General features: G+C 68.3%; 21 protein-coding genes and 1 tRNA gene. 12 read left to right on the top strand and 10 right to left on the bottom strand.

Annotated elements, in window-relative coordinates; genetic code table 11:
* Positions 1 to 408 precede the first annotated feature (408 nt).
* Positions 409 to 485: transfer RNA gene (locus ACESMO_RS07995), tRNA-Arg, on the bottom strand.
* A 290-nt stretch (positions 486 to 775) separates the two neighbouring features.
* On the opposite strand from ACESMO_RS07995, the gene ACESMO_RS08000 reads away from it, so the two are divergent.
* Positions 776 to 2,524 carry a gamma-glutamyltransferase family protein gene (locus tag ACESMO_RS08000; RefSeq protein ID WP_372707632.1) on the top strand — a complete coding sequence of 583 codons (1,749 nt, stop codon included), beginning with the start codon at positions 776 to 778 and terminating at the stop codon, positions 2,522 to 2,524.
* 6 nt (positions 2,525 to 2,530) lie between these two features.
* On the opposite strand, the gene ACESMO_RS08005 is transcribed toward ACESMO_RS08000, so the two are convergent.
* Together ACESMO_RS08005 and ACESMO_RS08010 are read right to left on the bottom strand one after the other, a co-directional pair.
* Positions 2,531 to 3,400, bottom strand: a complete 870-nt coding sequence (locus ACESMO_RS08005) for a lipid A-modifier LpxR family protein (RefSeq protein WP_372707633.1) — start codon at positions 3,398 to 3,400, stop codon at positions 2,531 to 2,533.
* 120 nt (positions 3,401 to 3,520) lie between these two features.
* Entirely contained in the window at positions 3,521 to 4,552 is a 1,032-nt protein-coding gene (locus ACESMO_RS08010; RefSeq protein ID WP_372707634.1) for a 2'-deoxycytidine 5'-triphosphate deaminase, read from the bottom strand.
* A gap of 81 nt (positions 4,553 to 4,633) precedes the next feature.
* On the opposite strand from ACESMO_RS08010, the gene apaG reads away from it, so the two are divergent.
* Entirely contained in the window at positions 4,634 to 5,041 is a 408-nt protein-coding gene (gene apaG, locus ACESMO_RS08015; protein ID WP_372707635.1) for a Co2+/Mg2+ efflux protein ApaG, read from the top strand.
* 274 nt (positions 5,042 to 5,315) lie between these two features.
* Here the strand turns inward: apaG and ACESMO_RS08020 are convergent, their stop codons facing one another.
* Positions 5,316 to 5,837 carry a GcrA family cell cycle regulator gene (locus ACESMO_RS08020; protein ID WP_372707636.1) on the bottom strand — a complete coding sequence of 174 codons (522 nt, stop codon included), beginning with the start codon at positions 5,835 to 5,837 and terminating at the stop codon, positions 5,316 to 5,318.
* A 292-nt stretch (positions 5,838 to 6,129) separates the two neighbouring features.
* On the opposite strand from ACESMO_RS08020, the gene ACESMO_RS08025 reads away from it, so the two are divergent.
* The 3 genes from ACESMO_RS08025 to argF all read left to right on the top strand — a co-directional run bounded on the left by ACESMO_RS08025 (position 6,130) and on the right by argF (position 9,276).
* Entirely contained in the window at positions 6,130 to 6,963 is an 834-nt protein-coding gene (locus tag ACESMO_RS08025) for an ABC transporter permease (protein ID WP_372707637.1), read from the top strand.
* Positions 6,964 to 7,143: 180 nt separating this feature from the next.
* The gene (locus ACESMO_RS08030; RefSeq protein ID WP_372707638.1) at positions 7,144 to 8,340 is read left to right on the top strand and encodes an aspartate aminotransferase family protein; all 1,197 of its coding nucleotides are present in this window, start codon (positions 7,144 to 7,146) and stop codon (positions 8,338 to 8,340) included.
* A 21-nt stretch (positions 8,341 to 8,361) separates the two neighbouring features.
* Positions 8,362 to 9,276: an ornithine carbamoyltransferase gene (gene argF / locus ACESMO_RS08035; protein WP_372707639.1), complete on the top strand. Its 915-nt coding sequence runs from the start codon at positions 8,362 to 8,364 to the stop codon at positions 9,274 to 9,276.
* Positions 9,277 to 9,369: 93 nt separating this feature from the next.
* On the opposite strand, the gene ACESMO_RS08040 is transcribed toward argF, so the two are convergent.
* Together ACESMO_RS08040 and ACESMO_RS08045 are read right to left on the bottom strand one after the other, a co-directional pair.
* On the bottom strand, positions 9,370 to 9,873 hold the full coding sequence (locus ACESMO_RS08040) for a pyridoxamine 5'-phosphate oxidase family protein (protein ID WP_372707640.1): 504 nt from the start codon (positions 9,871 to 9,873) through the stop codon (positions 9,370 to 9,372).
* 62 nt (positions 9,874 to 9,935) lie between these two features.
* Positions 9,936 to 10,163 (bottom strand): hypothetical protein, encoded by a 228-nt coding sequence (locus ACESMO_RS08045; RefSeq protein ID WP_372707641.1) that lies wholly within the window; start codon positions 10,161 to 10,163, stop codon positions 9,936 to 9,938.
* Positions 10,164 to 10,359: 196 nt separating this feature from the next.
* Here ACESMO_RS08045 and ACESMO_RS08050 point away from each other — a divergent pair, with 196 nt between their 5' ends.
* The 3 genes from ACESMO_RS08050 to ACESMO_RS08060 all read left to right on the top strand — a co-directional run bounded on the left by ACESMO_RS08050 (position 10,360) and on the right by ACESMO_RS08060 (position 15,022).
* Complete coding sequence (locus ACESMO_RS08050; protein WP_372707642.1) at positions 10,360 to 13,161, top strand: hypothetical protein; 2,802 nt, start codon at positions 10,360 to 10,362, stop codon at positions 13,159 to 13,161.
* Between the two features lie 117 nt (positions 13,162 to 13,278).
* Complete coding sequence (locus tag ACESMO_RS08055) at positions 13,279 to 14,202, top strand: sulfite exporter TauE/SafE family protein (protein ID WP_372707643.1); 924 nt, start codon at positions 13,279 to 13,281, stop codon at positions 14,200 to 14,202.
* A 10-nt stretch (positions 14,203 to 14,212) separates the two neighbouring features.
* The gene (locus ACESMO_RS08060; protein WP_372707644.1) at positions 14,213 to 15,022 is read left to right on the top strand and encodes a TIGR02186 family protein; all 810 of its coding nucleotides are present in this window, start codon (positions 14,213 to 14,215) and stop codon (positions 15,020 to 15,022) included.
* Positions 15,023 to 15,070: 48 nt separating this feature from the next.
* On the opposite strand, the gene hisC is transcribed toward ACESMO_RS08060, so the two are convergent.
* From hisC to ACESMO_RS08080, 4 genes are read right to left on the bottom strand one after another with little or no spacing between them, the layout of a single operon-like run.
* The gene (hisC, locus tag ACESMO_RS08065; protein WP_372707645.1) at positions 15,071 to 16,159 is read right to left on the bottom strand and encodes a histidinol-phosphate transaminase; all 1,089 of its coding nucleotides are present in this window, start codon (positions 16,157 to 16,159) and stop codon (positions 15,071 to 15,073) included.
* An 8-nt stretch (positions 16,160 to 16,167) separates the two neighbouring features.
* On the bottom strand, positions 16,168 to 16,851 hold the full coding sequence (locus ACESMO_RS08070; protein WP_372707646.1) for a hypothetical protein: 684 nt from the start codon (positions 16,849 to 16,851) through the stop codon (positions 16,168 to 16,170).
* On the bottom strand, positions 16,851 to 17,900 hold the full coding sequence (locus ACESMO_RS08075; protein ID WP_372707647.1) for a DUF2125 domain-containing protein: 1,050 nt from the start codon (positions 17,898 to 17,900) through the stop codon (positions 16,851 to 16,853). The genes ACESMO_RS08070 and ACESMO_RS08075 overlap by 1 nt, the downstream gene beginning before the upstream one ends.
* A gap of 9 nt (positions 17,901 to 17,909) precedes the next feature.
* Positions 17,910 to 20,885 (bottom strand): ATP-dependent DNA helicase, encoded by a 2,976-nt coding sequence (locus ACESMO_RS08080; RefSeq protein WP_372707648.1) that lies wholly within the window; start codon positions 20,883 to 20,885, stop codon positions 17,910 to 17,912.
* Between ACESMO_RS08080 and ACESMO_RS08085 the strand changes: the two genes are divergently transcribed.
* From ACESMO_RS08085 to pdeM, 4 genes are read left to right on the top strand one after another with little or no spacing between them, the layout of a single operon-like run.
* Positions 20,884 to 21,135: a type II toxin-antitoxin system Phd/YefM family antitoxin gene (locus ACESMO_RS08085; protein ID WP_372707649.1), complete on the top strand. Its 252-nt coding sequence runs from the start codon at positions 20,884 to 20,886 to the stop codon at positions 21,133 to 21,135. The two genes, ACESMO_RS08080 and ACESMO_RS08085, sit on opposite strands and share 2 nt — an antisense overlap.
* A complete protein-coding gene (locus ACESMO_RS08090) occupies positions 21,135 to 21,551 on the top strand; it encodes a type II toxin-antitoxin system VapC family toxin (protein ID WP_372707650.1) in 417 nt (138 codons plus the stop codon). Before ACESMO_RS08085 ends, ACESMO_RS08090 begins: the two co-directional genes overlap by 1 nt.
* Positions 21,539 to 24,061 carry a ligase-associated DNA damage response DEXH box helicase gene (locus ACESMO_RS08095; protein WP_372707651.1) on the top strand — a complete coding sequence of 841 codons (2,523 nt, stop codon included), beginning with the start codon at positions 21,539 to 21,541 and terminating at the stop codon, positions 24,059 to 24,061. Before ACESMO_RS08090 ends, ACESMO_RS08095 begins: the two co-directional genes overlap by 13 nt.
* On the top strand, positions 24,058 to 24,789 hold the full coding sequence (gene pdeM, locus ACESMO_RS08100) for a ligase-associated DNA damage response endonuclease PdeM (RefSeq protein WP_372707652.1): 732 nt from the start codon (positions 24,058 to 24,060) through the stop codon (positions 24,787 to 24,789). Before ACESMO_RS08095 ends, pdeM begins: the two co-directional genes overlap by 4 nt.
* The last annotated feature ends 74 nt before the right edge of the window (positions 24,790 to 24,863 follow it).

A 24,863-nucleotide genomic window follows, 5' to 3' on the forward strand; every position in this document is an offset into this window, starting at 1 on the left:
CCTTCGCAACCCGCTCGCCGGGCGTCGCTTTCGAGGGCAAGGGTTTTGGTCTCATCTTCGTTCCTTCGTCACTACGACGAGACCAAAACCCTCCTCTAAACTGAACCCTCAATCTGTCTCAAAGGCGCTGACGGCGGACAGCCTGGCTGGCCAAGGTCTCACCTGCGACGCCGCTCGACGGTTGCCGATGGCAAGAACAGATGTTGTCGTGGGTGGCTACTGCAGAACCAACCCACGCATTCAGCAGCGAAATGGCGATCCCCGGCGAAAATCTCCCGGGAGAAACTGCGACTGTGGCGTGACCCGCTCAAGCGCCTTCTGCCCAAAAGGGTGTACGGCTTCGTGCGACCTATATGCGACCTAGACTTCGGACCAACCGCCGATCTTGTCGCTAAGTCATTGAAAAAATGGCGCGCCCGGAACGATTCGAACGTCCGACCCTCAGATTCGTAGTCTGATGCTCTATCCAGCTGAGCTACGGGCGCGTTTGGCCGCTAACGGCGAGGGCGGGTCTTTAGCGGACGAGGGACGGAGGAGCAAGACCTCCCGGCCGCTTTCGCGCGTTGATTTCAGCGCCAGCCATCGTTCATCAACCGGATGGCGTTGACGGCGCGTTGCCGCCGTGTTGCAGGCGCGATCCGGCGGCGGCGGATCACCCCGACGATCACCGGGAAACCGTCGCACCACTGTCAAGAACGACGCCCGACCCCTTCCGTCCGGCGGGAGGACGGGCCAAGTTGGCGCATCGCCCCGTTCGCGCCGTTTCGAGACATCCATGACTTCATCTTCCGTTCGCCGCCTGATCGCGCTCGCCCTCTCGCTGACGATCGCTCTGACAGGGTGCGCCGAGGGGATCGACGCCGGGCGCCCGGTCGCGCCGATCGCGCCGCTCGCCGTCGTGCCGCAAGCGCGCGGGCCGCTCGTCGCGGCTGCCAATCCACTGGCGGTCGAGGCCGGCATGAAGGTCCTGCGCGCCGGCGGGTCGGCCGTGGACGCCGCCGTGGCCGTGCAGGCGACGTTGGGTCTGGTCGAGCCGCAATCGTCGGGCCTCGGCGGCGGGGCGTTCATGATGGTCTATGACGCGGCCGGCGGCGAGATCACCAGCTATGACGGCCGCGAGACCGCCCCCGCGGCGGCGACGCCGGACCTGTTCCAGGAGAATGGTCGTCCCCTGGGCTTCGGAGACGCCGTGCTCAGTGGCCGGTCGACCGGCGCGCCGGGCGCGGTGGCCATGCTGGCGATGGCGCAGGACAAACACGGCCGCCTGCCGTGGGGATCGCTGTTCGGGGAGGCCGAACGTCTGGCGCGCGACGGCTTCGTGGTCAGCCCGCGACTGGCAGGGATGATCGCCGCGACCCGGGGGCAGGCGCGGACCCGCTGGGCGAGCGCCTATTTCACCAAGGCGGACGGCGCGCGTCTCGTCGCCGGCGACGTGCTGCGCAATCCGGCCTATGCCGAGACCGTGGCCGAGATCGCGAGCGGCGGCGCGGACGCCTTCTATCGGGGGCGGATCGCCCGCGAGATCGCCGCCACGGTGGCGGAACAGCCGCGTCCGGGCGCATTGACGGTCGAAGACATCGCCGCCTACCGGCCGGTCGAACGCGGCGCCCTGTGCCGTCCCTACCGGATCTATGTCGTCTGCGTGCCGCCGCCGCCGTCCAGCGGCGTGGCCGTGCTGCAGTTGCTGGCCATGGCCGAACGGACGCCTGATGTTCTGCAGGGCGAGAACAGCGCCGCAGCCTGGACCGCCTTCGCCCAATTGCAGCGGTTGATGTACGCCGACCGCGACCACTACGTCGGCGACCCGGGCTTCGTCGGGGTGCCGGTGCAGGGTTTGCTGGACGCGGACTACGTCGCCGGTCGCGCGGCGCTGGCGCCCGGCCTGACCGGCGCGGCGGAGGCGGGCACGCCTCCCGGCGGGGTGTTCGGCGGCGCGGACGGGACGCGTGAGCCGGCCGGCACATCGCATTTCGTGGTCGTCGACGCCCAGGGCAACGCCGTCAGCATGACCACCACGGTCGAGAGCGTGTTCGGCTCCGGCCGGATGGCGGCGGGCTTCTTTCTGAACAACCAGCTGACCGACTTCTCGTTCACGTCGACGGGGGAGGACGGCGCGCCGGTCGCCAACGCCGTCGCCCCGGGCAAGCGCCCCCGCTCCTCGATGTCGCCGGTGATCATTCTGGACAGGAACGGGCGTTTTCTCGGCGCGCTGGGGTCGCCGGGCGGGACGTCGATCCTGGCCTATAACGCCAAGGCGCTGATCGCCGTCCTCGACTGGGGCCTGTCCATGCAGGCGGCCTTCGACCTGCCCAATCTGGTGGCCAAGGGGGAGGGGTTCGGCGCGGACACGGAAAGGTTCGGACCCACGCTGCAAGCCGATCTGGCCGCGCGCGGCCTGACGCTGCGCCCGAATGCCAGCGAGAATTCGGGCCTGCACGGCGCGATCTGGCGGCAGAAGGACGGGGTCTGGGGTTGGGACGGCGGCGCGGACGATCGACGCGAGGGCATCGTCAGAACGGAATAGGGCGGCTTATTCGGGTTTGATCGACAGCTGGAAGGCGATCAGGCCTTCCGACACGTCGGTGTCGATGCCGTCGCCGCCTATGATCCCTTCGGCCTCGATCTCGCGATAGACCAGGCCGATCGAGCCCTGGACCGCCCCCCGGCGCATGGCGACGCCGATGGACGCGTCCCCGAGAAAAGCTCCGGAGTCGTGGCTGACGCCCGAGCGGGCGAAGTCGCCGTCGCGCGTCCGGGCCCAGTTGTAGCCGATGGCGCGGCCGGATCCGGCAGCGTAGAGATACCAGCGCGGCCGCGAGCCGAAGGCGTCCCCACCGTCGGGTACCAGCTTGTCGAGGTCGCGACCGATCCGCAGGGTCGCTCCGGCCTCGGTCGTGCCACCGCGATCGCCGACGCCCACGCCGAGGTGCGGGGTCAGGGTGACATCCAGTCCGCTCTCGGTCCGGGCCAGGGTTTCGGTCCAGCCGCGCGTGTAGGTGACGTCAAAATGTTCGGCGTCCAGATCGGCGCTGTCCTGCGGCCCGGGGGGCAGGGGTGAGCCGTCAGCGCGGCGCAGCCGGCCCTCGGAGCGCATCCTCAGACGGTCGCTGTAGGCCCCGCCCTCGAACCATAAGTCGCGGCTGGAAGCCACCCACGGCGTGGTGCGGCGGGTCGCTTCGTCCAGGCTCAATCGGGAATCGTCTGCGCGAAATTCGCTGGCCCCGGTGGCGGCGAAACGCGCCCGGCGATCAATCTGGGAGAGAAGGCCAGACACCGTGGTCGGCCGGTCAGGCCTGACGATCCAGGGGTCGGCGATGGCGACCTGCGCGGCAACGGCGCTCGTCGGCGTCACGAAGACCGCCACCGCCATGACTCCGGCACTGATCATCGTCCAAAGCATCAACGGGCCCCTCAGTCCGCCATCACCCGTTTATCTGCACCAAGGCCGCAAATGGGGCAAACGACTTTTCTCGCTGCAATTCCATCAGGCAAACGTCGAGCGTGGCCGTGGAGTTCCGGATCAGACCCAGGACTTGAAATGCTTGCTCAGCTTCAGGCCCTGGCTTTGATAGTGGCTGCCGCCTTCGCCATACAGGCGGCTGGGGCGTTCAGTCAGCGGCTCATAGACCAGCCGGGCGACGATCTGGCCGTGTTCCAGCAGGAAGGGGGTGTCGTGGGTGCGAACCTCCAGCACGCCCTTGGACCCCGCGCCGTGGGCCTCGTCGGTGCCGAAACCGGGGTCGAAGAAGCCAGCGTAATGGACGCGGAACTCGCCGACCGAAGGGTCGATGGGCGTCATCTCGGCGGCCTGCATGACCGGAATCTCAACCGCTTCGCGAGAGGCCAGAATGTAGAATTCGCCCGGGTCCAGCAGTAATTCGCCGCGCCGCACGCCCAGCGGCTCCCAGAAGTCGCGGGGATCGTGGCAATCGATTCTGTCCAGATCGACGACGCCCGCGTGACGGCGTCCGCGGAAGCCTACGATGGTCCCGTCGGAGCCCTCCAGATCAACGCCGATGCTGCGGGTCTCCAGCTTGGGCGGCTCGCCGGCCTTCAGGCGCAGCTGGTTCAGGCGGGTGCCGGGTCGTACCAGGATGGAGAAGGTCTGGGGCGCGATCTCGAGATACAGCGGCCCCTCATACCCTTCGGCCACGTCGTCGAAGCTGGCGCCGCTGTCGGTCAGAAGGCGCACGAAGACGTCGACCCGTCCGGTCGAGCTCTTGGGATTGGCGCGGGCGATCAGCCCCTTGGGCAGGGACAGCCGCTCCTGCAGGCGGGCGATGTAGACGCAGCCCTTCTCCAGCACTACGCCCGCCGACAGGTCGATCGAATGCATGGTCACGTCGGCGATGCGGTCCAGCACCTTGCGCCGGCCCGGCAGGAAGGAGGCGCGCACGCGCCAGGCCTGGTCGGACAGGCGCAGATCGAGACTGGCCGGCTGGACCTGGTCGGTGTCGAACGGCGTGTCGGATGCGATCGCCCCTCCCGCGATCAGGGCCTCGATGGATTGTGACGGCAGGATGCCGGGAATGGAGGTGGTGAAGCTCTGCATGGGCCCGGATTACACGATTTCCCGCTCCGTCTCGCCTGTTGTCGCGCTTGACGTCGCCAGCGCGAGCCTGACCATAGGCGGATGCACGACGCGCCCGCCTATGAAGCCGAGACCGACGGGATCATCGTCCGCGTCCGACCCAGCTATCTGGCGGGTCAGTCCGACCCCGAGGCTGGTCGCTGGGTCTGGGCCTATCAGGTCGAGATCGTGAACTTGACGGCCGGTCCGGTGCAACTGGTGTCGCGGCGCTGGGTGATCACCGACGGACGCGGACAGGTGGAAGAGGTGCGCGGGCCGGGTGTGATCGGTGAACAGCCGACGATCCAGCCGGGCGCCAGCTTCAACTATGCCTCGGGATGCCCGCTGGCCACGCCGTCCGGCTCCATGGTCGGCGGCTATGCGATGATTGATGATCTGGGGCGCACGTTCGAGGCCGCGATCCCCGCCTTCAGCCTGGACGTGCCCGGCGAGCGGCGCGTGCTGAATTGACCGCCCAAGCCAGCGCGAAGCGCGATGGCCTCTAAAGGAACCTGCCGTCAGGCGGGCCGGGTGAGGGGCTGCGTCAACCCGGAAAAGCGCAGCCCCGCCCCAGACTCGCCGTCACGACATGCGCGCCGACGAGGCGGAAGGCGGCTCTCTAGAAGCCGTTCATGACATTTCTTTGGGCGCTGCCGGCTATCGCCTGCTTGAGCGCCGAGAAATGGGTCGGATCGACGCGATCGCGGTCAAGCCGCGAAAGACCGCGTCGCGAGCGATGGCGCCCTCAGATGTAGCGACGCAGTGAGCGGGCCAGTTCCGTCGCCCCGTCCTTGCCGCCGCGGCGGACCTGCGGCTGATAGGCCACGCGGGCGTGCTCGACGCAGTAGACGCCTTCCGAGGCGCGACGGCCGCAGAAGCTGAACTCGGTCGAGGACGGGTCGCCGATCGGCCATTTGCACATATGCGCGCCCAGCGTCATCACCGTGGCGGTGCCGGGCAGGTCGGGCATCATCACCGGTGCGGACTGGGCCGTCATCGGGCGCGGCTGCACGGCCTCGATACGGCGAGGGGCCGACGGCGCCTGGGTCGGCTGCGCGGCGGGGCGCGGACGCGACGGACGGAAGGTGGCGCGGGCCGGCTGCGACGGGGCGGCGCGGCCCGACAGGCCGAGGCGGTGCACCTTGCCGATCACGGCGTTGCGGGTCACGCCGCCGCCCAGCTGTTTGGCGATCTGGCTGGCCGACTGGCCTTCCAGCCAAAGCTTCTTCAACGCGCCGACACGATCTTCAGTCCAGCCTGCGGTCATGGCCCACCCTCCAGGATTCAATATATGGGGTCCAGATGTCCCTCGCGGGTTCTCGACCTACCACTAATCGTAAACGAGCCCTTACCAGACGCAAGATGTGCGAATCAGTCCGTCCACAGGAACCAGATATAGGGGTGGTTAACGGGCGGGGGCTCGGTGAGGAGTGACAGGTGAGCGGGAGGTGAGCGTTTCGACCACGCTCGGCTCACCGCTTGCGCACCTGTCACGCCTCACCTGCGATCCCGGCTCCGGCCTCTTGCATGCGTCCGGCAGACGCCGCATCTCCGCACCCATGACCCACCTCGCCCCGCTGAAAGATCTTGGCCGTCCCGCCGGCCTGCCGCAGCCGCGTAGCTACAACGGCGTCAACTGGATCGGGGTGCAGACCCTGTATCTGCGCGAGGTGCGGCGGTTCTGGAAGGTCGGGGCCCAGACCGTTGCGGGCCCTGTGGTCACCACCCTGCTCTATATGCTGGTCTTCGTGGTCGCCCTGCAGGGTACGCGGCCGCCGCTGAACGGCACGCCTTTTCCAGAGTTTGTGGCACCGGGCCTGATCATGATGGCCATGCTCAACAACGCCTTCGCCAACGCCTCGTCCAGCCTGATCCAGGCCAAGGTGATGAATACGGCGACCGACTTTCTGACCCCACCGCTCAGCCCTCTTGAACTGACGGTCGGGTTCGCCCTCGGCGCGGCGACGCGTGGGCTGGTGGTCGGGATCGTCACCGCGATCTGCGTCCTGCCGTTCGCGCGGCTGGAGGTCGCCAACCTCGCGGCCATCCTGTGGTTCGGCCTTCAGGCCTGTTTGATCATGGGCATGCTGGGCGTCTTCGCCGGTCTCTGGGCCCAGAAATTCGACCAGCTGGCGGCGGTGCAGAATTTCGTCATCATGCCGATGACCTTCCTCAGCGGCACCTTCTATCTGGTCGAACGCCTGCCCGAGCCTTTCGCCACCATCAGCCACTTCAACCCCTTCTTCTATCTGATCGACGGTTTCCGCTACGGCTTCATCGGCCATGCCGAGGGCAGTCTCTGGATTGGCGTGGCCATGAGCGGTGTCCTGACAGTCGTGATGGCTTGCGCCTGCTGGCTGGTATTCAAATCCGGCTGGCGGCTGAAAAGCTGATGCAGGCGGGTGAGCGCCTTCGACAAGGCCGAGCCCGGGTCGGACGTTTCCGGCTACGCGGTCGTCGCCGCCGCCGGTGTTGACTAAGCCCGTCCTCCGGCCGACAAGGCCTGACCCTTTTTCAAGCGGTCCCGGCGCTCTTCAGCGGCGGGGCCGTCTCGCTTTTGGAGGCTAACGCCCGTGTCCACTGACCATCTGATGGGCGTCTACAATCGCGCGCCGCTGGAAGTGGAGCGCGGGCTGGGCGTGCGGCTGTGGGCAACCGACGGAACCGAATACCTGGACTGCGTCTCGGGCATTTCGACCAATGCCCTGGGCCACGCCAATCCGATCCTCGTGCAAGCGGTCAAGGACCAGGCCGAGAAGCTTTGGCACGTCTCCAACATCTTCAAGATTCCAGGGCAGGAGGCCCTGGCCGGAGCCCTGTGCGAACAGTCGTTCGCCGACGTGGTGTTCTTCACCAACTCGGGCACGGAAGCCGTCGAATGCGCGCTGAAAACGGCCCGCAAATATCATTTCGCCAATGGCCAGCCCGAGCGGATCGACATCTACGGCTTCGACGGCTCGTTCCACGGCCGGACCTACGGGGCCATCAACGCGGCGGCCAACCCCAGCTACACCAATGGCTTCGGTCCGCCGATGGAGGGTTTCCATCAGTTGTTGTTTGGCGACCACGACGCGATCAAGGCCGCGATCTCCAACCCCAACACCGCCGCGATCATCGTCGAGCCGGTGCAGGGCGAGGGGGGTTGCCGCGCCATCCCCGAGGTCTGCCTGCGTGGCCTGCGCGAGATGTGCGACGAGTACGGCGTCCTGATCATCTTCGACGAGGTTCAGTGCGGCATGGGCCGGACCGGAAAGTTGTGGGCCCACGAGTGGGGCGGCATGGCCCCTGACATCATGGCCATCGCCAAGGCCCTGGGCGGAGGCTTCCCCATCGGCGCCTGCCTGGCCACCGCGCGGGCCGCGACCGGCATGACGGTCGGCGCGCACGGCTCGACGTTCGGCGGCAATCCGCTGGCCATGGCCGTCGGCGGTGCCGCATTCGCCGAGATATCCAAGCCGGAGACCCTCGCCCACGTCAACGAGATCGCCGGCTATCTGAAGCAGCAGTTGCACGGTCTGGCGCAACGCTATCCCGACGTGATCGTCGACGTGCGCGGCAAGGGTCTGCTGCTGGGGGTCAAACTGGTCCCCAACAACCGTGATTTCATGGGCTGGGCGCGGGACGAACAGCATCTGCTGATCGCCGGCGGCGGCGATAATTGCTGTCGCATCCTGCCGCCGCTGAACCTGACGCTGGAAGAGGCGCGCGAAGCGGTCGACCGGTTCGAGCGCACCTGCGAATTCGCGCGCGGCAAGATGGCCTCGGCCTAGTTCATTCAGCGGAGTTTCAAGATGGTCCGCCACTTCCTCGACATCTACAAACTCGAAGCTGAAGACCTTCGCGCCATCCTCGACGACGCCCACGCCCGAAAGGCCGCGCGCAAGGGCTGGCCGAAGGGGCGCGTCGACGCCGACGCCCCGGCAAAGGACCGCGTCCTGGCGATGATCTTCGAGAAGAACTCCACCCGCACCCGCTTCAGCTTTGACGCCGCCATCCGTCAGCTAGGCGGGGACGCCATCATCGCCAACGCCGGCGACATGCAGCTGGGCCGTGGCGAACCGGTCGAGGATACCGCCCGGGTGCTGTCGCGCATGGTCGACGCGGTGATGATCCGCGCCAACAGCCATGAGGATGTCGAACGCTTCGCCCGGGTCGCCACCGTGCCGGTGATCAACGGCCTGACCGACCGCTCGCACCCCTGCCAGATCCTCGCCGACATCATGACCATCGAGGAGCATCGCGGGCCGATCGCGGGCAAGACAATCGCCTGGGTCGGGGACGGCAACAACGTCTGCCACAGCTTCATTCACGCGGCGCCGAAACTGGGGTTTCGCCTGCAGGTCGCCTGCCCTGCTGATTATCATCCGGACCTGCACGATCTGGCGCGCGGCGGCGATCACGTCACCTTGACCAGCGACCAGCGCGAGGCCGTGGACGGCACCGATGTCGTGGTGACCGACACCTGGGTGTCCATGGGCGACGGCGACTATGAGGAGCGGCTGGAAGCCTTCGAAGGCTATGGCGTGGACGATGCCCTGATGGCGGCGGCGAATCCGGACGCCGTCTTCCTGCACTGCCTTCCCGCACACCGGGGCGAAGAAGTCACCGACGCCGTCATCGACGGCCCGCGCTCACTGGTCTGGGACGAGGCCGAAAACCGCATCCACGCCCAGAAGGCAGTGCTGGCCTGGTGCTTCGCGGGTTAGGCTGAGTGGGAATGCCAGTGAGCAAGCGGTGAGCGAGACCGTGCGGGCCGTTTGAATCCCAGCTCACCCCTCGCTCACCATTCCCTCGTCACGTCAGTTCAGATTGACGTCCACCACGCCGCCCGCATCCGGCAACGTCTTGGTCAGATTGGCCTTGGCGATTTCGTACATGAACTTCACCGGCCCCTTATCCGACAGCCAGATGCGGCCGTCCTCGCCGTCGAAGCGCAGCAGGGCCAAGTGGGGATCGTCCTTGCCGCCGGGATACCAGGCGGCGACGATCGGGTTCCAGTACTCCTCGATGCGGCCGCGGTTGTTGTCGACCGACAGGGCACCATGAATGCAGGCCCAGACCTCCTGGTCCTTGGAGCCATAGGTGAACATGGCCGACTTAGCGCCGCCGTTCAAGTCGTTGGCCAAGTCGGTGTCGGTTCGCGTGAAGAACCAGATCGTTCCGGTCTCCTCCTCTCGGAAGGCGGTCATCGGTTGGGCGTGATAGCCGGGCTGGTCCAAGCCCAGCATGCCGGTTCTGGACGATTTAAGGTGTTTCCAGAATTCGGTTTCCGCTTCGGCGGCGGTGAGGGTCTTGTCGCTCATGGGGGTCTCTCCTGATCGTGGGGTTCGGAGCAGAAATGACCCTGGCCGGGGGCGGTTCCCTGTCAGTTGGGCCTTTGCGGCACGCCGAGCAGCGCTCCTACATGGATAAGAAGGATAAAGACCCCCGTCCCGGCCAGCAACATGATCAGGCGCCAAGGCACCATTCGAACGCCGCGGCTGGGGTCCCACGGCCGAGCCCCGCGCCATCCCGCGAAGGCGGCCAGAGCCAGACAGGCGGCGGTCAAGCCTAGGGTCACGATCATGCTCATGACCGCGCAGGTGGCCGTCAAGCCGTGTCCACGCAAGACGGAAAGTCTTTCCGAGGCGTTAATCTTCACGTCGCGTTAACGGTTGTGGCCGGAGATTCGGCTCCGTGTTCGGGCTTTCCACAGGAAGATGGGCAGCCCCCACATCTTGGGGTCGACCACGCATTTACACCCCTGATCTGGTTAAGTAGCGTGCAATGATAGGTCGGGAGTCGAATCAGTGAGCGCAGCCGCGCCTTGGAGCGTGAAGGGCATCGAGCCCAAAGCGCGCGAGATCGCCAAGGACCTCGCGCGCCGCTCCGGGATGACGCTGGGCGAGTGGCTCAACACCATGATCATGGAAGACGACGACGAGGGCGTCGTCCCCTTGTCCCGCCGCCCCCATGCCGCCGACAGCTATGAACGCCGCGGTCGCAGTCGTCGCGTCGAGGACGCTTACGGCGGCGGCGATGAGCCATGGCAGCGCCTGTCCACCTCCGTCGATGCCATCGCCGCCCGGCTCGAAGCCGCCGAGCGCCGCTCGACCGTCGCCATCCAGGGCGTGGATCAGGCCGTTTCGGGGCTGGTGCGGCGCCTCGACAATCAGGATCAGGACGGCAAGGGTGCCGTCCGTCGCATCGACGACATCGCCGAGGAACTTCGCGAGGGCCACAAACGCCTGCGTCGCTTCGAGCAGGAGGTTGGCCCCCGCACGGTCGAGACCTTCGGCAAGGTCGAGACCACGCTCGGTGCCTTGGCCGGGCGGCTCTATGACATCGAGGAACGCCAGCGGACCGGCGTGAACGAACTGCGCCAGCGCATGGATTCGGTCGAGAAGACCGCCGGCCCAGGCGTCGGCGCGGATATTCTGGGTCAAGTCGGCGCGCGTCTCGATCAGGCGCAAGGGCGCACGGCCGAGGCCCTGCGCGGGCTGGAGCGGTCCTTCGCCGGTCTGGACCAGCGTCTGCGCGCCACCGAGGGCCGGGTCGAACCGGAGAGCGCCCGCGAGGCGGCCCGGTTCGAAAAGCTGGCCGAGACCCTGTCCCGCTCCGTCGAGGACAACCGCGCCGAGATGCTGCGACGGCTCGACACGGCCGAGGCGGAAGGCCGGATAGACCGCATCGAGCGCGCCGTCCTGGCCATCGGCGATCAGGTCAAATCGTCCGAAGAACGCTCGGCCAAGGCCGTCGAAGCCATGGGCCGTGAAGTCTTGCGCATCGCCCAGAACCTGAACGGCCGGGTGCAGACCATGGAGGGCGCGGTGCCGCTCCAGCCTGAGCTGCTGGGCCAGGCGCTGGGCCGCAAGGTCGAGACCGACATGAGCCGGTTGGTCCAGGGCATAGAACAACGGCTGGTCGCGGCCGACGACCGCCACGCTCTGGCGCTTGAGAAACTTGGCGGTGAGATCACCCGCATCTCCGACCGGTTGAGCGAGCGCATCGCCCAGTCCGAGCGCCGCTCGCAGCAGGCGCTGGAAGACATCAGTCGGCGGCTGGCCGACAGCTCGACCCGAATCGAGCAAGGCTATGATCGCGCGTCCGGGGAATTGGCCGAACGCATGCGCCTGTCCAAAGAGCGCACGGCCGCCCTGATCGCCGAGTCCAGAGGCAGCATCGATCGCCGGGAGGAGACGGCAAAGTCCACGCCATCCGCCGTGCAACCTGACTGGCACGCCGCCTTCCCGGATGCGCCTTTCTCTGACGCCGGCTTCCAAGATCCCGGGTTCGAGGCCCAACAGGCCTGGTCGGCCGATCTGGCCGCGCCCGAGCCTGTATCCGAAACCCATGCCCAACCCTTCGTGGCCAGGACGGCGGACGAGCCCGTGCTCGACGCCGCCGCCATCTTCGACGCCGTGATGCGCGGACCCGTCGTTGGCGCGCCGTTCGTGGCGGCTGCTCCGACGACGCCCTTCGGCAGCCCCGTTCCGATTTCGCTTGGACCCGAGGCGATCGAGGTCGCCACGGAGACGCCGGTTTTCGCCTCGCCGTTGGCCTTCGGCCAAGCGCAGCTTGAAGCGCCTCCGCAGCCGGTTCCCGACTTCGGCGGAGCCGATGTCTCCGACGCCCTGGCCGCGACCGACCCCGCAAGCCTCGACGGCGATCACGACGACTTCCTCGGCGAGTCCGACTTCGTCGATCCCCGCGCCTTGCGGGCCGCGGCCGCGCAGGGGCGGGCCTCCTCGACGCGTCAAGCCATAGACGCCGCTCGCGCCGCCATGGTCCCGGCCGACGCGTCTCCACGGCAGGGCTTCGGCCTTAAGCGCGGCGGCAAGTCCAAGCTGCAAGAACGGCTCGACAAACAGGCCGCCAAGGGCGGAGACACCGTTCGCAAGGCGCTGGGCGCGTCCGGGGTGGCCGTGCTGCTGACCGCTGGCGGGGCTCTGGCATTCGGCGAACTGACCGGCGCGGGCCTGCAGATTCCCGGACTGGGCGGTGGCGGTCCCACGGAAGCGCCGGCCTTCGCGGCCCTGGCCGTGACCCGGACGGGCGCGACGCCGGTCGCCACGCAACAGGCGGAGGCCTTGTACGCAGAGGCGAAAGCCCTGATCGATTCGGGCGAGACGGGCGGCGTCGATCTGATGCGTCGCTCCGCCGACCTGGGCTTCACCACCGCCCAGACCCATCTGGCCGCCCTCCATGAATCCGGCGACGCGGGCGTGACCGCCGATCCGGCGCAGGCCCGTCTGTGGGTGCGTCGCGCGGCCGAGGGCGGCGACGTCAAGGCTATGCATAACTACGGCATCTATATGTTCGAAGGCGTGGGCGCGGCGCCCGATCCGGCAGGCGCGCTGGTGTGGCTGCGTCGCGCGGCGGCGAAGGGTCTGGTCGACAGCCAGTACAACGTCGCCAAGCTTTACGAGGACGGCGGGACCGGCATCCAGCCGAACCTGCCCCAAGCCTACACCTGGTATCTGATCGCGGCCCGGGGCGGCGACGGCGAGGCCCAGGCTGCGGTCGACCGGCTGCGCGCGGCCCTGCCCGCCGCGACCCGGACCTCAGCGCGCGCCGAGGCTGACCGGTTCCAGGTCGAGCCCCTGGCATGACCCGCCGAAACTAGCCTTTCTGGCGCACCGGGTGGCGGGGACCGGCCGGTGCGTCTAGGACAACTCCACCGTCGCTTTCCCGGCGCCTAGCCTCAGTTCCAGCCGAAGGCGCGTCCTTTGGATATCTATCTGCCGATCGCCGAGGTTTCGGTGAACTGGCCGTTCCTGGTCCTGCTGGGCGCGACGGCCGGATTCGTGTCTGGTCTCTTCGGGATCGGCGGCGGCTTCCTGATGGCCCCAATCCTGATCTTCATGGGCATTCCGCCGTCCGTGGCCGTGGCCAGCCAGGCCAGCCACGTCGTCGCCTCCTCGACCTCGGGGGTCATCAGCTACGCCAGCCAGAAGGCCGTCGACTGGCGCATCGGCGGCGTCATGGCCGGCGGCGGCGTCGTCGGCGCGCTGATGGGCGTCGAGCTGTTCCGCTATCTGCGCCTGCTGGGCCAAGCCGATCTCGCTGTGTCCGTGTCCTACCTGCTGTTCCTCGGAGCCATCGGCATGATGATGCTCTACGAGAGCCTCGGCCAAATCCTGCGGCGAGTGCGGGGCGAGGTCCTGCCGCACCGGGATCGGCGTCGACCGCTGTGGCTGTACGGCCTGCCGCTGAAGATGCGCTTCCCCCGCTCGGGCCTCTACATCAGCGCCATTCCACCCTTCGCCCTCGGCGCGTTCGTCGGGGTGTTGTCGGCCATCATGGGCGTGGGCGGTGGCTTCATCCTGGTCCCCGCCATGCTGTACGTCCTGCGCATGAAGGCCAGCGTGGTGGTGGGCACCAGCCTGCTGCAGATCATCGTCACCACCGCCATGACCACCGTGCTTCAGGCGGGTCGCAACCAGACGGTGGACGTCGTCCTGTCGACGATCCTTCTGCTGGGCGGGGTGGTCGGGGCCCAGTATGGGGCTCGCTATTCCGGCCGGTTCCGGGCCGAGGAGCTGCGGGCGGTGCTCGGCCTGATCGTCCTTCTGGTCGGCATGCAGATGGGGCTGGAGCTGTTCGTGCGGCCCTCCGACCTGTTCTCCTTCGCCCCCGGCGTGACGCAGTGACGGGGCACCGATGATCCAGGTCCTGCCCCCCCCGCCGCCCGCCGTAGAGGCTGCGCCACCCGAACGGTCCATCGCCACCCAGGGCGAGACCCGCGTCGCCGCCGCCATGACCGACGCGCGGGTCATGGTCGACTCCAGCTTTCGGGGCGCCTCCATCCTGCTTTACGGCGCGGTGTTCAATCCGACCGACCGGCCCGCCGACGTGGTGGTGGTCATGCGCGGTCCCGACGGCCCGGTCCGCCTGGTCAAGAAAACCCGCAACGCCGGGGTCTGGCTGAACAGCCGCCCCGTCGTGTTCGAGGGCGCGCCCGGCTTCTACATGACGGCCTCGACCCGGCCCTTGTCCGACATCGCCGACTTCGGTCAGCTGCGGCGGCTTGGCGTTGGCGTGGACCACCTGCGCATCAACGCGCCGGATGAGAGCCGCACCGTCACCCGCTACGGCGTGCGCGACGTGGTCGTCAGCCGGCTGGGCGAGGACTATCTGGACTGGCGCCGCGCGGTGATCCGGCTGCGCGAGGCGGCGGCGCTGTACGACACCGATCCGGATGGCGTGGAGTTCGTGGATCGCGGCCTGTTCCGGGCGAAGATCGAACTGCCGGCCGTGGCCCCGACCGGCGAGTATTTCGCCGAGGTCTGGCTGTTTCAGGAGGGCGAGCCGGTGTCGGTCTCGAACCTGACCCTGACCGTCGAAAAGGTCGGCATCGAGCGCGACATCTTCGAATTCGCCCACCGTCGACCGTGGACCTACGGCGTGCTGTGCGTGCTGCTCGCGGCGTTCACGGGCTGGGTGGCGAGCCGGTTGTTCAGGCGGCAGTAGTTGCTGTCTTCTCCCTGTTCGCGAAGCGAACGTGTAGAGAACGCTGTTTCAGCGCGCCGCGAACTCGCTCATCGCGTCGATCACCGCGCGGTTCTGATCCTCGGTGCCGACTGTGATGCGCAGACAGGCGGGCAGGCCGTAGCCGCCGACCGGGCGGACGATGATGCCTTTCGAGTTCAGATAGTCGTTGGCCGCAGTCGCCTGGGCGGCGTCGACGAGCTTCACCAGCACGAAATTCCCCGCGCTGGGCAGGACGTCGAAGCCGAAGCCGCGGAGGGCCTGGGTCAGGCGGGGGCGCCAGGTCTGGATCAGGTCGCGCGACGCCTTCTGGTGCGCCTCGTCGCCCAAGGCGGCGACGGCGGCCTCGATGCCCGGGACCGAGACGTTGAAGGGCAGGCGAATGCGGTCGATCGCCTCGGCCACCTTCAACGGGGCATAGCCGAAGCCGATCCGCAGGCCACCCAGGCCGTGGATCTTGGAGAAGGTGCGGGTGACGATGATGTTGGCGCTGTCGCGGGCGAGGGGGAAGCTGGTCTCCCAGTCGGGCTCGGTGACATACTCGGCATAGGCCTCGTCGACGACCAGCAGAACCTGCGGCGGCAGCGCTTCGTGCAGGCGGTGGATTTCCTCGCCGGTGTTGTAGCTGCCGGTCGGGTTCGACGGGCTGGACACGTAGACGATCCTGGTGCGGTCATCGACCTGTTCCAGCAGGGCGTCGACCTCGGCCTTGAAGCCGGGCTCCGGTGCCAGCTTGACCTCGGCCTGACAGCCCAGGGCGCTGATGCGATAGGCGAGGAAGCCGTACTGGCCGGTGACGATGTTGTCGCCCGGCGTCAGATAGGCCTGGTTCAGCAAGGCGAAGACCTCGTCCGAACCGTTGCCGAAGATCAGCCGCTCCGGCTCCAGCCGGTGGTGATCGGCCACCACCTGACGCAGCTTGGTCGCCCGGCCGTCGGGATAGCTGTGAATGTGGGACACGGCCGCCGCATAGGCCTCGCGCGCCTTCTCGCCCGCGCCCAGCATGTTCTCGTTGGAGGACAGCTTCATCGGCTCGGCGACGCCGTCGATCTTCGACTTGCCGCCGACATAGGGGGCGATGTCGAGGATGCCGGGCTTGGGGGAGGGGGCGTCTGTCATGCGGGTTCTCAGAAGATCGGGGCGGCACCAAGGACGCCGGACAGGGTTCCGGGCACCGATGAAAGCCGCCCGTCCATGGGCTGCACATAGCCCGCCAGGATGAACAGCTTCAAGCCGCCCGCTGCGATCAGCGGGCTTGCGGCCAGACCGGCGGCCCCCAGCGCCGCGACGACGCGGGCGTCCGGGAGGCCGCTGTCGGTGGCCCAGAAGGTGCGATCGTCGCCGGTCGGACCGGGATCGCGCCGCTCGACCATCAGGGCGCGGGGCAGGGCACGGCGGTCGTCGGGCAGGGCTGCCGTCACGCGCAGCGCGGGCTCGGCCAGCAACCGGCTCCACCAGGCCTTGCCGGGGGCCAGATCGATCAGGGCGCGCGCCCCGTCGCGGACGGCGGCCAAGGCTTGTTCCGGGTCGGCGACGGCGCGCCCGCCGAGGCCGAACCGGTCGGCCGCGAGCGTCTGGCTGGCAGACCCCCAAAGGACGAGGGGCTCGCCCGTCACCGCGTCGATCCGCCCCAGCACCGCGCGCACGACCACGGCTTCGGCCGGTGCCAGACCGGTCAGGGCCTCTCGCAGGCCCAGCGCATCCGCGTCGGGCGAGGGGCGGGTGCCGGCGGCCAGCCGCGCGCGCACGGCGTCGGCCACCGCCTTGTCGAGCGCGAGCCGGCGCGGATCGTCCTCGGGCGCGACCAGCATCAGAACAGCTTCGGTGCGGGCGAGAGGGCGAAGGGCCCCAGCCAGGTCCGTCCGTCGCGGAAGACGATGGTCAGGTCCACCGGCCGTTCGCCCTGAGCGCCCGCCGCCGCTGCGGCTGCGGCTCCGGCCGCGCCCATCCGGTTGACCGCCCCAGAACGCGACTGGGCCAGGCCCGCGATGGCCTGCATCGGCCGCTCGGCCGTCAGGGCGATCTGGCCCTCGAGACGCCCGTCGGCGCGGGCTGACAGGGCGTCGCTGGCGATCCGCGCCCGGCTCTCACCCGCCGACAATTGGCCCTTCACGGCGACGAACCGCCCACCCGCCTCGCTCCAGTTGGACAGCATTCCGGCCGTGTCCGCCCCGCTCAGTCGGCTGGCACGGTCGAGGGTGGCCTCGACCTCTGCGGTCAGACGCCCCTGACCGCTGGCCCCCTCGACGGGACCGCCCGGGCGGCCGCGCGCGTCCATCAGGCGAAACAGCACGTCCATCTGGTCGGTGGCCGCCGCCCCGTCGGTCAGGTGGGGCCGGGCGTAGAGTTCGATCAGTTCGGCCGAGGCGATCGGGAAGGCCTCGGCCCCAGGTCGGGCGGCGAACGTCGGCGCGATCAGTTGAAGCCGCAGGTCGGGGAAGCGCGCGCGCAGACGGCTGGCGCTGAGGCGCAAACGGCCACCTATGGCGACCTCGCCCTTGTCGGGCCGCGCCAGGGTCAGGCCGTCCGGCGCGATGACGACCCAGCGGTCGGGGTTCCAGGCGTTGGCCTGGGCGATAAGGGCCGGCGCGGCGACGCCGTGGCCTGACGGCGCGGCGATGACGGCGTCGTTCAGCGCCACCCGCGTCCGGAAGGGCCAGCCCGTGGTGCTCGCGCCCTCATGCGTCACGGTCCAGCCGCCGTCGCGCATGGCCTGCGCCTGCGCCTCCAGCCGGGTCTCAACCTGACGGGCCAGGACGAACCACCACACGGTCCAGATCGCCAGCAGCACGGCGACAATGGCGAAGGGGATGATGATGCCGCGACGGCTATGGCGGACGGGAGCGTCGGTCTGGGTCATGCGCTTCGTCTAGTCCCGCTTCAGGAACGCGCCAACCTGTTCGACGGCTTCGGCCAGGCCCATCCGCTGCACCTCGGTCCCCGGCGGCAGGCTGGCGAACAGGCGGGTCGGGGCGGCGGCGTCCAGCATGACGAAGACGCCCTTGTCGTCGGCGCGGCGGATCAGCCGGCCGAAGGCCTGGGCCATTTTGGCACGGGCCAGGGCGTCGTCGAAATTGCGACCGCCCGCGCCCTCACCGCCGAAGCGCAGGCGTCGCGCCTTGTGCAGCAGATCGGGCCTTGGCCACGGAACCCGGTCGAAGGCGAGGATGCGCAGGGACCGGCCCGGGACGTCGACGCCATCCCTGACGGCATCGGTGCCCAACAGGCAACTGTCCTGCTCGGCGCGGAAAACATCGACCAAGGCTCCGACCTCGAGCGGATCGATGTGCTGGGCGTAGAGGGGGATGCCGCTCTTCGCCAGATCGGGACCCAGCCGTTCATAGACCGCCTTGAGCCTTCGGATGGCAGTGAACAGGCCCAGCCCACCGCCGCCAGCCGCGAGGAACAGTTCACGCATGGCCGCCGCCGTCTGACGCGTGTCATCCTTGATCAGGTCGTTGACGACGATGACCCGGCTGTGGGCGGCATAGTCGAACGGACTGTCGACCTTCAGCGTCCGCGCCGGCTCGATCAACCGGGCCGAGCCGGTCCGCAGCCGGGCCATGTCGAAGGGATCGTCCGAGTTCGGATCAGATAACGTCGCGCTGGTCACCAGCACGCCATGGGCGGGCATGATGACGGCGGCCTCCAGCGGCACGGTCGGATCGATCCAGTGGCGGCGCAGGGCCACGTCCATGATGCGGCCGAACGCGGCTTCGGCTGAAAGCCAGTCGAGGAAGTCCGGGTCAGGCTCGTCGGACGACACCTCCAGCGCCGCCAGCATCGACCGCCAGCCGGGCAGCGTCATGCGGGCGCGACGATCCAGCCCGCGCAAGGCCCCCTCGATGCGGGCGCGCGACGCACCGTCGAGTTCCGACGCCTCGTCGTCGAGGATGTCCTCCAGATGCCGCGACAGGGCCAGCAGCGGCGCCTCGACGGCGGCCAGGGCTTTGGCGGCTTCGCGCGCGGCCTCCAGCACCGGCTCGGTGACGGGGCGCAGCGAACATTCCATGCCGAATTCTGCGCCGCCGCCCGACGCGTTCTCGCTGGTCCGTGCACGGAGCTGTTCCAGCGCGGCCAGCAGGAACCGCTCGATCGGCCCGACCGGATTGACCTCCCCCGAGGCCGGGGCGATGCGGCCGGACACGCCTTCGCCGGGCAGCTGGGCGGCGGCGCGCACGGCGTCCTGAAGCGCTTTCGTCGCCGACTCATTGTCGGCGCACAGGTCGCCGAGCCGCTGTTCGAGACCGCGCCCGCGCCGGCCTCGACCTTCGGGCCCGCGCAGCCAGCGGCGCAGCTCGGCGGCCTCCTGGCCTGAGAGACAGGCTGAGAAGGCGCTGTCGGCGGCGTCGAACAGATGGTGGCCCTCGTCGAAGACGATCCGCTTTAGCGCTGCCGTCTCGCCGTCCTGTTTCAACCCGCGGGCTGAGCGGGCCCCGTCGAAGGCGGCCTGGGTCATGACCAGGGCGTGGTTGGCGACGACGAGGTCAGCACGCCGACTGGCGCGGATGGTCTTTTCGACGAAGCAGGTGCGGTAGTGGGGGCATGCGGCGTGGACGCATTCGCCGCGCCGATCGACCAGATTGGCGGCACTCGCAGCCTGACCCGAACCGACGGCGAACAGACCAGGCAGCCAGCCGGGATAGTCGCCGCCGGTCATGTCGCCGTCGCGGCTGTGCATGGCCCAGCGGCTGGCCAAGGCCATGCCGATCAGGTCGCCGTTCCCGAGCTGGGCCGCCTGCGTCATGTCCTGCAGATTGAGCAGGCACAGATAGTTTTCGCGCCCCTTGCGGACCACGGTCTTCTTCCTGCGCTCGACCGGATCCGGCCACAGGGCGGCGCTCTCGCGATCGATCTGGCGTTGCAGGGCGCGGGTATAGGTCGAGACCCAGACGGCACCCTGATTGCGTTCGGCCCACAGGCTGGCGGGGGCGAGGTAGCCGAGGGTCTTGCCGGTGCCCGTGCCTGCTTCCGCCAACAGCACGCGTGGTCGCCCCTCCTCGTTGCGCGGCGAGAAGGCGAAGGCGGCCTCGGCGGCATAGTCGGACTGGGTCGGGCGGGTCTCGTCGAGGCCCGAAGCCTGAAGCAGCTTCTCCAGCCGGATGCGGGCGCTCTCGCTGTCGACCGGGGCCGACCCCGCTTCGCCTCGCGGGGCCTCTTCCTCCCATTCGGGCAGGCGCGACCAGGCGTCCAGACCACTGCCGCGATGCTGGCGCTCGCGGATCGGAATATGCTGCAAGGCCCCCGACACCCGCCAGGCCCACGACCAGCCGGCCCGGCCCAGTGTTTCCGCGACTGTGAATGCGTCCTCGCGGTTCGGATAGGCGGGGTCCGCCAGTTCCTTGAGCAGGCCGGAGGCGGCATCCATCAGCGCCTGCGCCTGGGCCTCGGCCCCCCGGGGCTCGCTCATCCCCATGGCGAGGGCCAGACCGCTGGGCGAGGGGGCGCAGAAGCGGGCCGGTCGGACGAAGGCGAACAGCTCCAGCACATCCAGCAGCTCGGCCGATCGCGGCGGCGAGGCGATGCCGAGGCGCCGCGCGGTCAGGCTGGCGTGGGCGACCATGACGGGAGCCGTCGTGAAGGCCCCCTCGGCCGCACCGCGTCCGATCCGGCGCGGACCGTCGGCGTCACAGATCGCTCCCGCGCCCGGTGGAATGGCCAGCGCTGGCGGCAGGGCCAGCCATGGCTCGGCCCCGGTCAGGGCGGAGGGGGAGTTAAGGGAGTCGATGGACACGGGTTCAAGATAGACGTTCGGGGCGTGAAACGGAACGGGAACATTTGGTTGACGCTGTGGCTCGCCCGGAGTATAGCCATTACTAATAGCTATAAATTTGGAGAGCGTCATGAGTTGGAGCGTAGCCAAAGCCAAAGACAATCTCTCCGAGGTTATCCGGCGTTCGAGAACCGAGGGCCCACAGGAAATTTCTCTTCATGGAGAAGCCGCAGCGGTCGTCATTTCTGCGGAGGATTTCAGACGCTTGAAGGACCCTCGCGCGTCGCGGGATTTCAAGGATTGGCTGCTCAACGGTCCATCGGTCGAGGGCGTCGATCTGGAACGTGACAAGCGTCCGGCCCGAGAAATCGACCCCTTCTGATGTTCCTGCTCGACACCAATGCGATCAGCGAACCCAAACGCGCGCGCCCCGATGCCGGTGTGGCGGCCTGGCTGAACGACCAATTGCTGTCGGACCTGCATCTCAGCGTCATTACCGTCGGTGAGTTGCGGCGCGGCATCGTGCGGCTTGGGCCCAGCCGACGTAGGGACGACCTCGATTTCTGGCTGGCAGAACTGATCCTTCGTTTCGGTGATCGCATCCTGCCGGTCGATCTGGATGTGACGGAACGCTGGGCGTCATTGGCGGAGGCCCAGCGCGCGGCTGGTCGAGCGTCGGAGATGACCGATGAGTTGATCGCTGCCACGGCCCATGTCCACGGACTAACCGTAGTCACAAGCAATATCCGCCACTTCGAGCACACCGGTTGCCGCGTGCTGTCTCCATGGCGTTTGTGACGACCCTTTCTCCCCTCTTCGCCGACTGGTTCGCGCGGCGCGGCTGGGTGCCTCGCCGTCACCAACTGGAGATGATCGCGGCGGCAGAGGCCGGGTCGCACGCCCTGCTGGTGGCGCCGACCGGGGGCGGCAAGACGCTGGCGGGCTTCCTGCCTTCGCTGGTGGAACTGGCCGAGCGCGGGCCGAGACCGGCGTTCGGGCCGGGCAGCGGGATCCACACTCTTTATCTGTCGCCGCTGAAGGCCCTGACCACGGACGTCGAGCGCAATCTGATGACGCCGATCCGCGAGATCGGGCTGAACATCCATGTCGAGAGCCGCACCGGCGACACCAAACAAGCCAAGAAGCAGCGGCAGCGCGAGTTCCCGCCTGACATCCTGCTGACCACGCCGGAACAGCTGGCGCTGTTCTGCGCCTGGGACGGCGCGCGGTCGTATTTCGTCGATCTGAAATGCGTGGTGCTGGACGAGGTCCATGCGATCTGGAGCGGCAAGCGGGGAGATCTACTGTCGCTCTGTCTCGGCCGGTTGCAACAGTTCGCGCCGGGCATGCGGCGGGTGGCCCTGTCGGCGACGGTCGACGATCCCGAGATGATAGCGGACTGGCTAAGGCCGTCGGTAGAGTCGCCGATCACCATCGTCTGCGGAGACCCGGGCGCGCCCCCAGTCGTCGACGTGCTCGTTTCAGAGGGAAAGGTGCCTTGGGCGGGCCACACCGGCCAGCACGCCATCCCCGAAGTCTATGAGGCGATCAAGGGCGCGGGCATGACCCTGATCTTCGTCAACACCCGCTGGCAGGCGGAGTTCGTGTTCCAGTCGCTGTGGGCCATCAATGACGACAACCTGCCCATCGGCCTGCATCACGGGTCGCTGGCGGCCGAGCAGCGGCGCAAGGTCGAGGCGGCGATGGCGCGGGGCGACCTGCGGGCCGTGGTCTGCACCTCGACACTGGACCTGGGCATCGATTGGGGCGACGTCGATCTGGTTATCCAACTGGCCGCGCCCAAGGGCGCGTCGCGGCTGGTACAGCGTATCGGCCGGGCCAATCACCGGCTGGACGAGCCGTCCCGCGCCCTTATGGTGCCGGCCAGCCGGTTCGAGATGCTGGAATGCCAAGCCGCGCGCGAGGCCGTGGCCGAGAACACCTTTGACTGGGAGCCGGTGCATACGGGGACGCTGGACACCCTGGCCCAGCACGTCATGGGCTGCGCCTGTTCCGCGCCCTTCGCCATGGATGATCTGTATACGGAGATCACGGGCTGCGGGCCCTATCGGAGCCTCACGTACGAACAGTTCGAGGAGGTGGTCGATCTGGTCGCGACCGGCGGCTATGCGCTCCGGACTTACGAGCGGTTCGCGCGGATCGTCCGTACCCGCGACGGCAAATGGACCATCCGAAACGCCCAGACGGCCCAGCGGCACCGGATGAATGTCGGGACCATCGTGGCTGCGGCGACGCTGAACGTGCGCGTCGTTTCGCGGCGCGGTGGGGCGGTTAAACAACTGATCGGCGGCCGCAAGGTGGGCGAGGCCGAGGAGAGCTATTTCGAACAGATGACGCCGGGCGACACCTTCGTTTTCGGCGGTCAGGTCTGGGCCTTTCAGGGCATCAACGGCTCGGACGCCCTGGTCACCCATGCGCAGGATCGGGACCCGAAGATTCCCTCATGGGGCGGTTCGAAATTTCCGATGTCGACCTCGCTGGCCGACCGGGTGCGGGCGATGATCCAGGATCGCGACCACTGGCGCGTGCTGCCGCCCGACGTGCAGGAATGGCTGGAGTTGCAGGAGACGCGGTCGGCGGTCCCGCAGGGCGACACGCTTCTGGCGGAGACCTTTCCGCGCGGTAGCCGGCATTTCCTCGTCGCCTATCCGTTCGACGGATCACTGGCGCATTCGACGCTGTGCATGTTGCTGACCCGGCGGCTGGATCGGCTGGGCGTCGGGCCGCTGGGCTTCGTCTGCACCGATTATTCGCTGGCCATCTGGTCAATCAAGCCGATGGACAATCTGAATCTGGACGCCCTGTTCGAGCCCGACATGCTGGGCGACGATCTGGAGAGCTGGCTGGAGGAGAGCTTCATGATGAAGCGCAGCTTCCGCAATTGCGCCCTGATCTCGGGCTTGATCGAGCGACGCCAGCCGGGGTCCGAGAAGTCGGGCCGGCAGGTGACCTTTTCCACCGACCTGATCTACGACGTGCTGCGCCGCCACCAACCCGACCACCTGCTGCTGAAGACCGCCCGCGCCGATGCGGCGGCGGGCTTGCTCGACGTCGCACGGCTGGGCCAGCTCCTTGAGCGCGTGCAGGGCCAGATCCAGCATGTGCGGCTGGAACGTCCGTCGCCATTCTGCGTGCCAGTTCTCGTCCAGATCGGCCGCGAACGCGTGGGCGGCGGTCAGGCGGCCGAAATGATCCTCGACGCCAGCGCCTATGGTTTCGACGAGGCCGAATTGATCGCCGAGGTCATGGACGAAGCGCCGCCCGACCTCGCGGGGGCGGCCCGATGAACGCGGTCCTGAGGCAGACCCTGTCGCCCGCACGCCATCCCTGCGGCGGCCTGCGCGTCCTGATCGAGGGTGAGCCCTGCGTGCTACGCTGCTCCGGGGCTCTGTGGGTGATCAATCATCGGACCCTGATCGCGGCGGACCTGCACCTCGAGAAGGGCTCCGCCTTCGCCGCGCGCGGCCAGATGCTGCCGCCCTATGACAGCCGCGCCACGCTGGACCGGCTCGAGGCCGAGATCGACGCCCTGTCGCCAGCGGCAGTGGTTCTGCTCGGCGACAGCTTCCATGACGCGAAATCCATCGAGCGGATGGCGAACGACGATCGCGCCCGGCTGGACCGGCTGGCCACCGGCCGCGACTGGATCTGGCTGGAGGGTAACCACGACGTTGCCGCCCTCTCGGGCGCGCTCGACGACCTTAGCGGCGAAGTCGTCGAGACGATGGACCTCGGGTCTCTGCGCCTGATCCACGACCCCCGGCCGGGCGCCCGGCCGGGCGAGATCGCCGGACATCTGCACCCGGCGGCGCGTGTGGTGGCCCATGGGCGCGGCGTGCGACGCCCGTGTTTCGTGACGGACGGCCGGCGCGGGGTTCTACCGGCGTTCGGCGCCTTCACCGGCGGACTGGACGTCCGCGACCCGGCCATCGCGGGACTGTTCGCCGAGCCGCCGATGGCGGCGGCGCTGGGTAAGCACCGGGTGCATGCGCTGGCGTGGGACAGGCTCAGTTAAGTCCGCTCATCCCGGCGAAGGCCGGGATCCAGTTCTTTGGACGATCCGGTCGATCCCGAAGAGCGCGAACATCA

The sequence above is a fragment of the Brevundimonas sp. genome (assembly GCF_041688735.1).
Lineage (GTDB): Bacteria > Pseudomonadota > Alphaproteobacteria > Caulobacterales > Caulobacteraceae > Brevundimonas.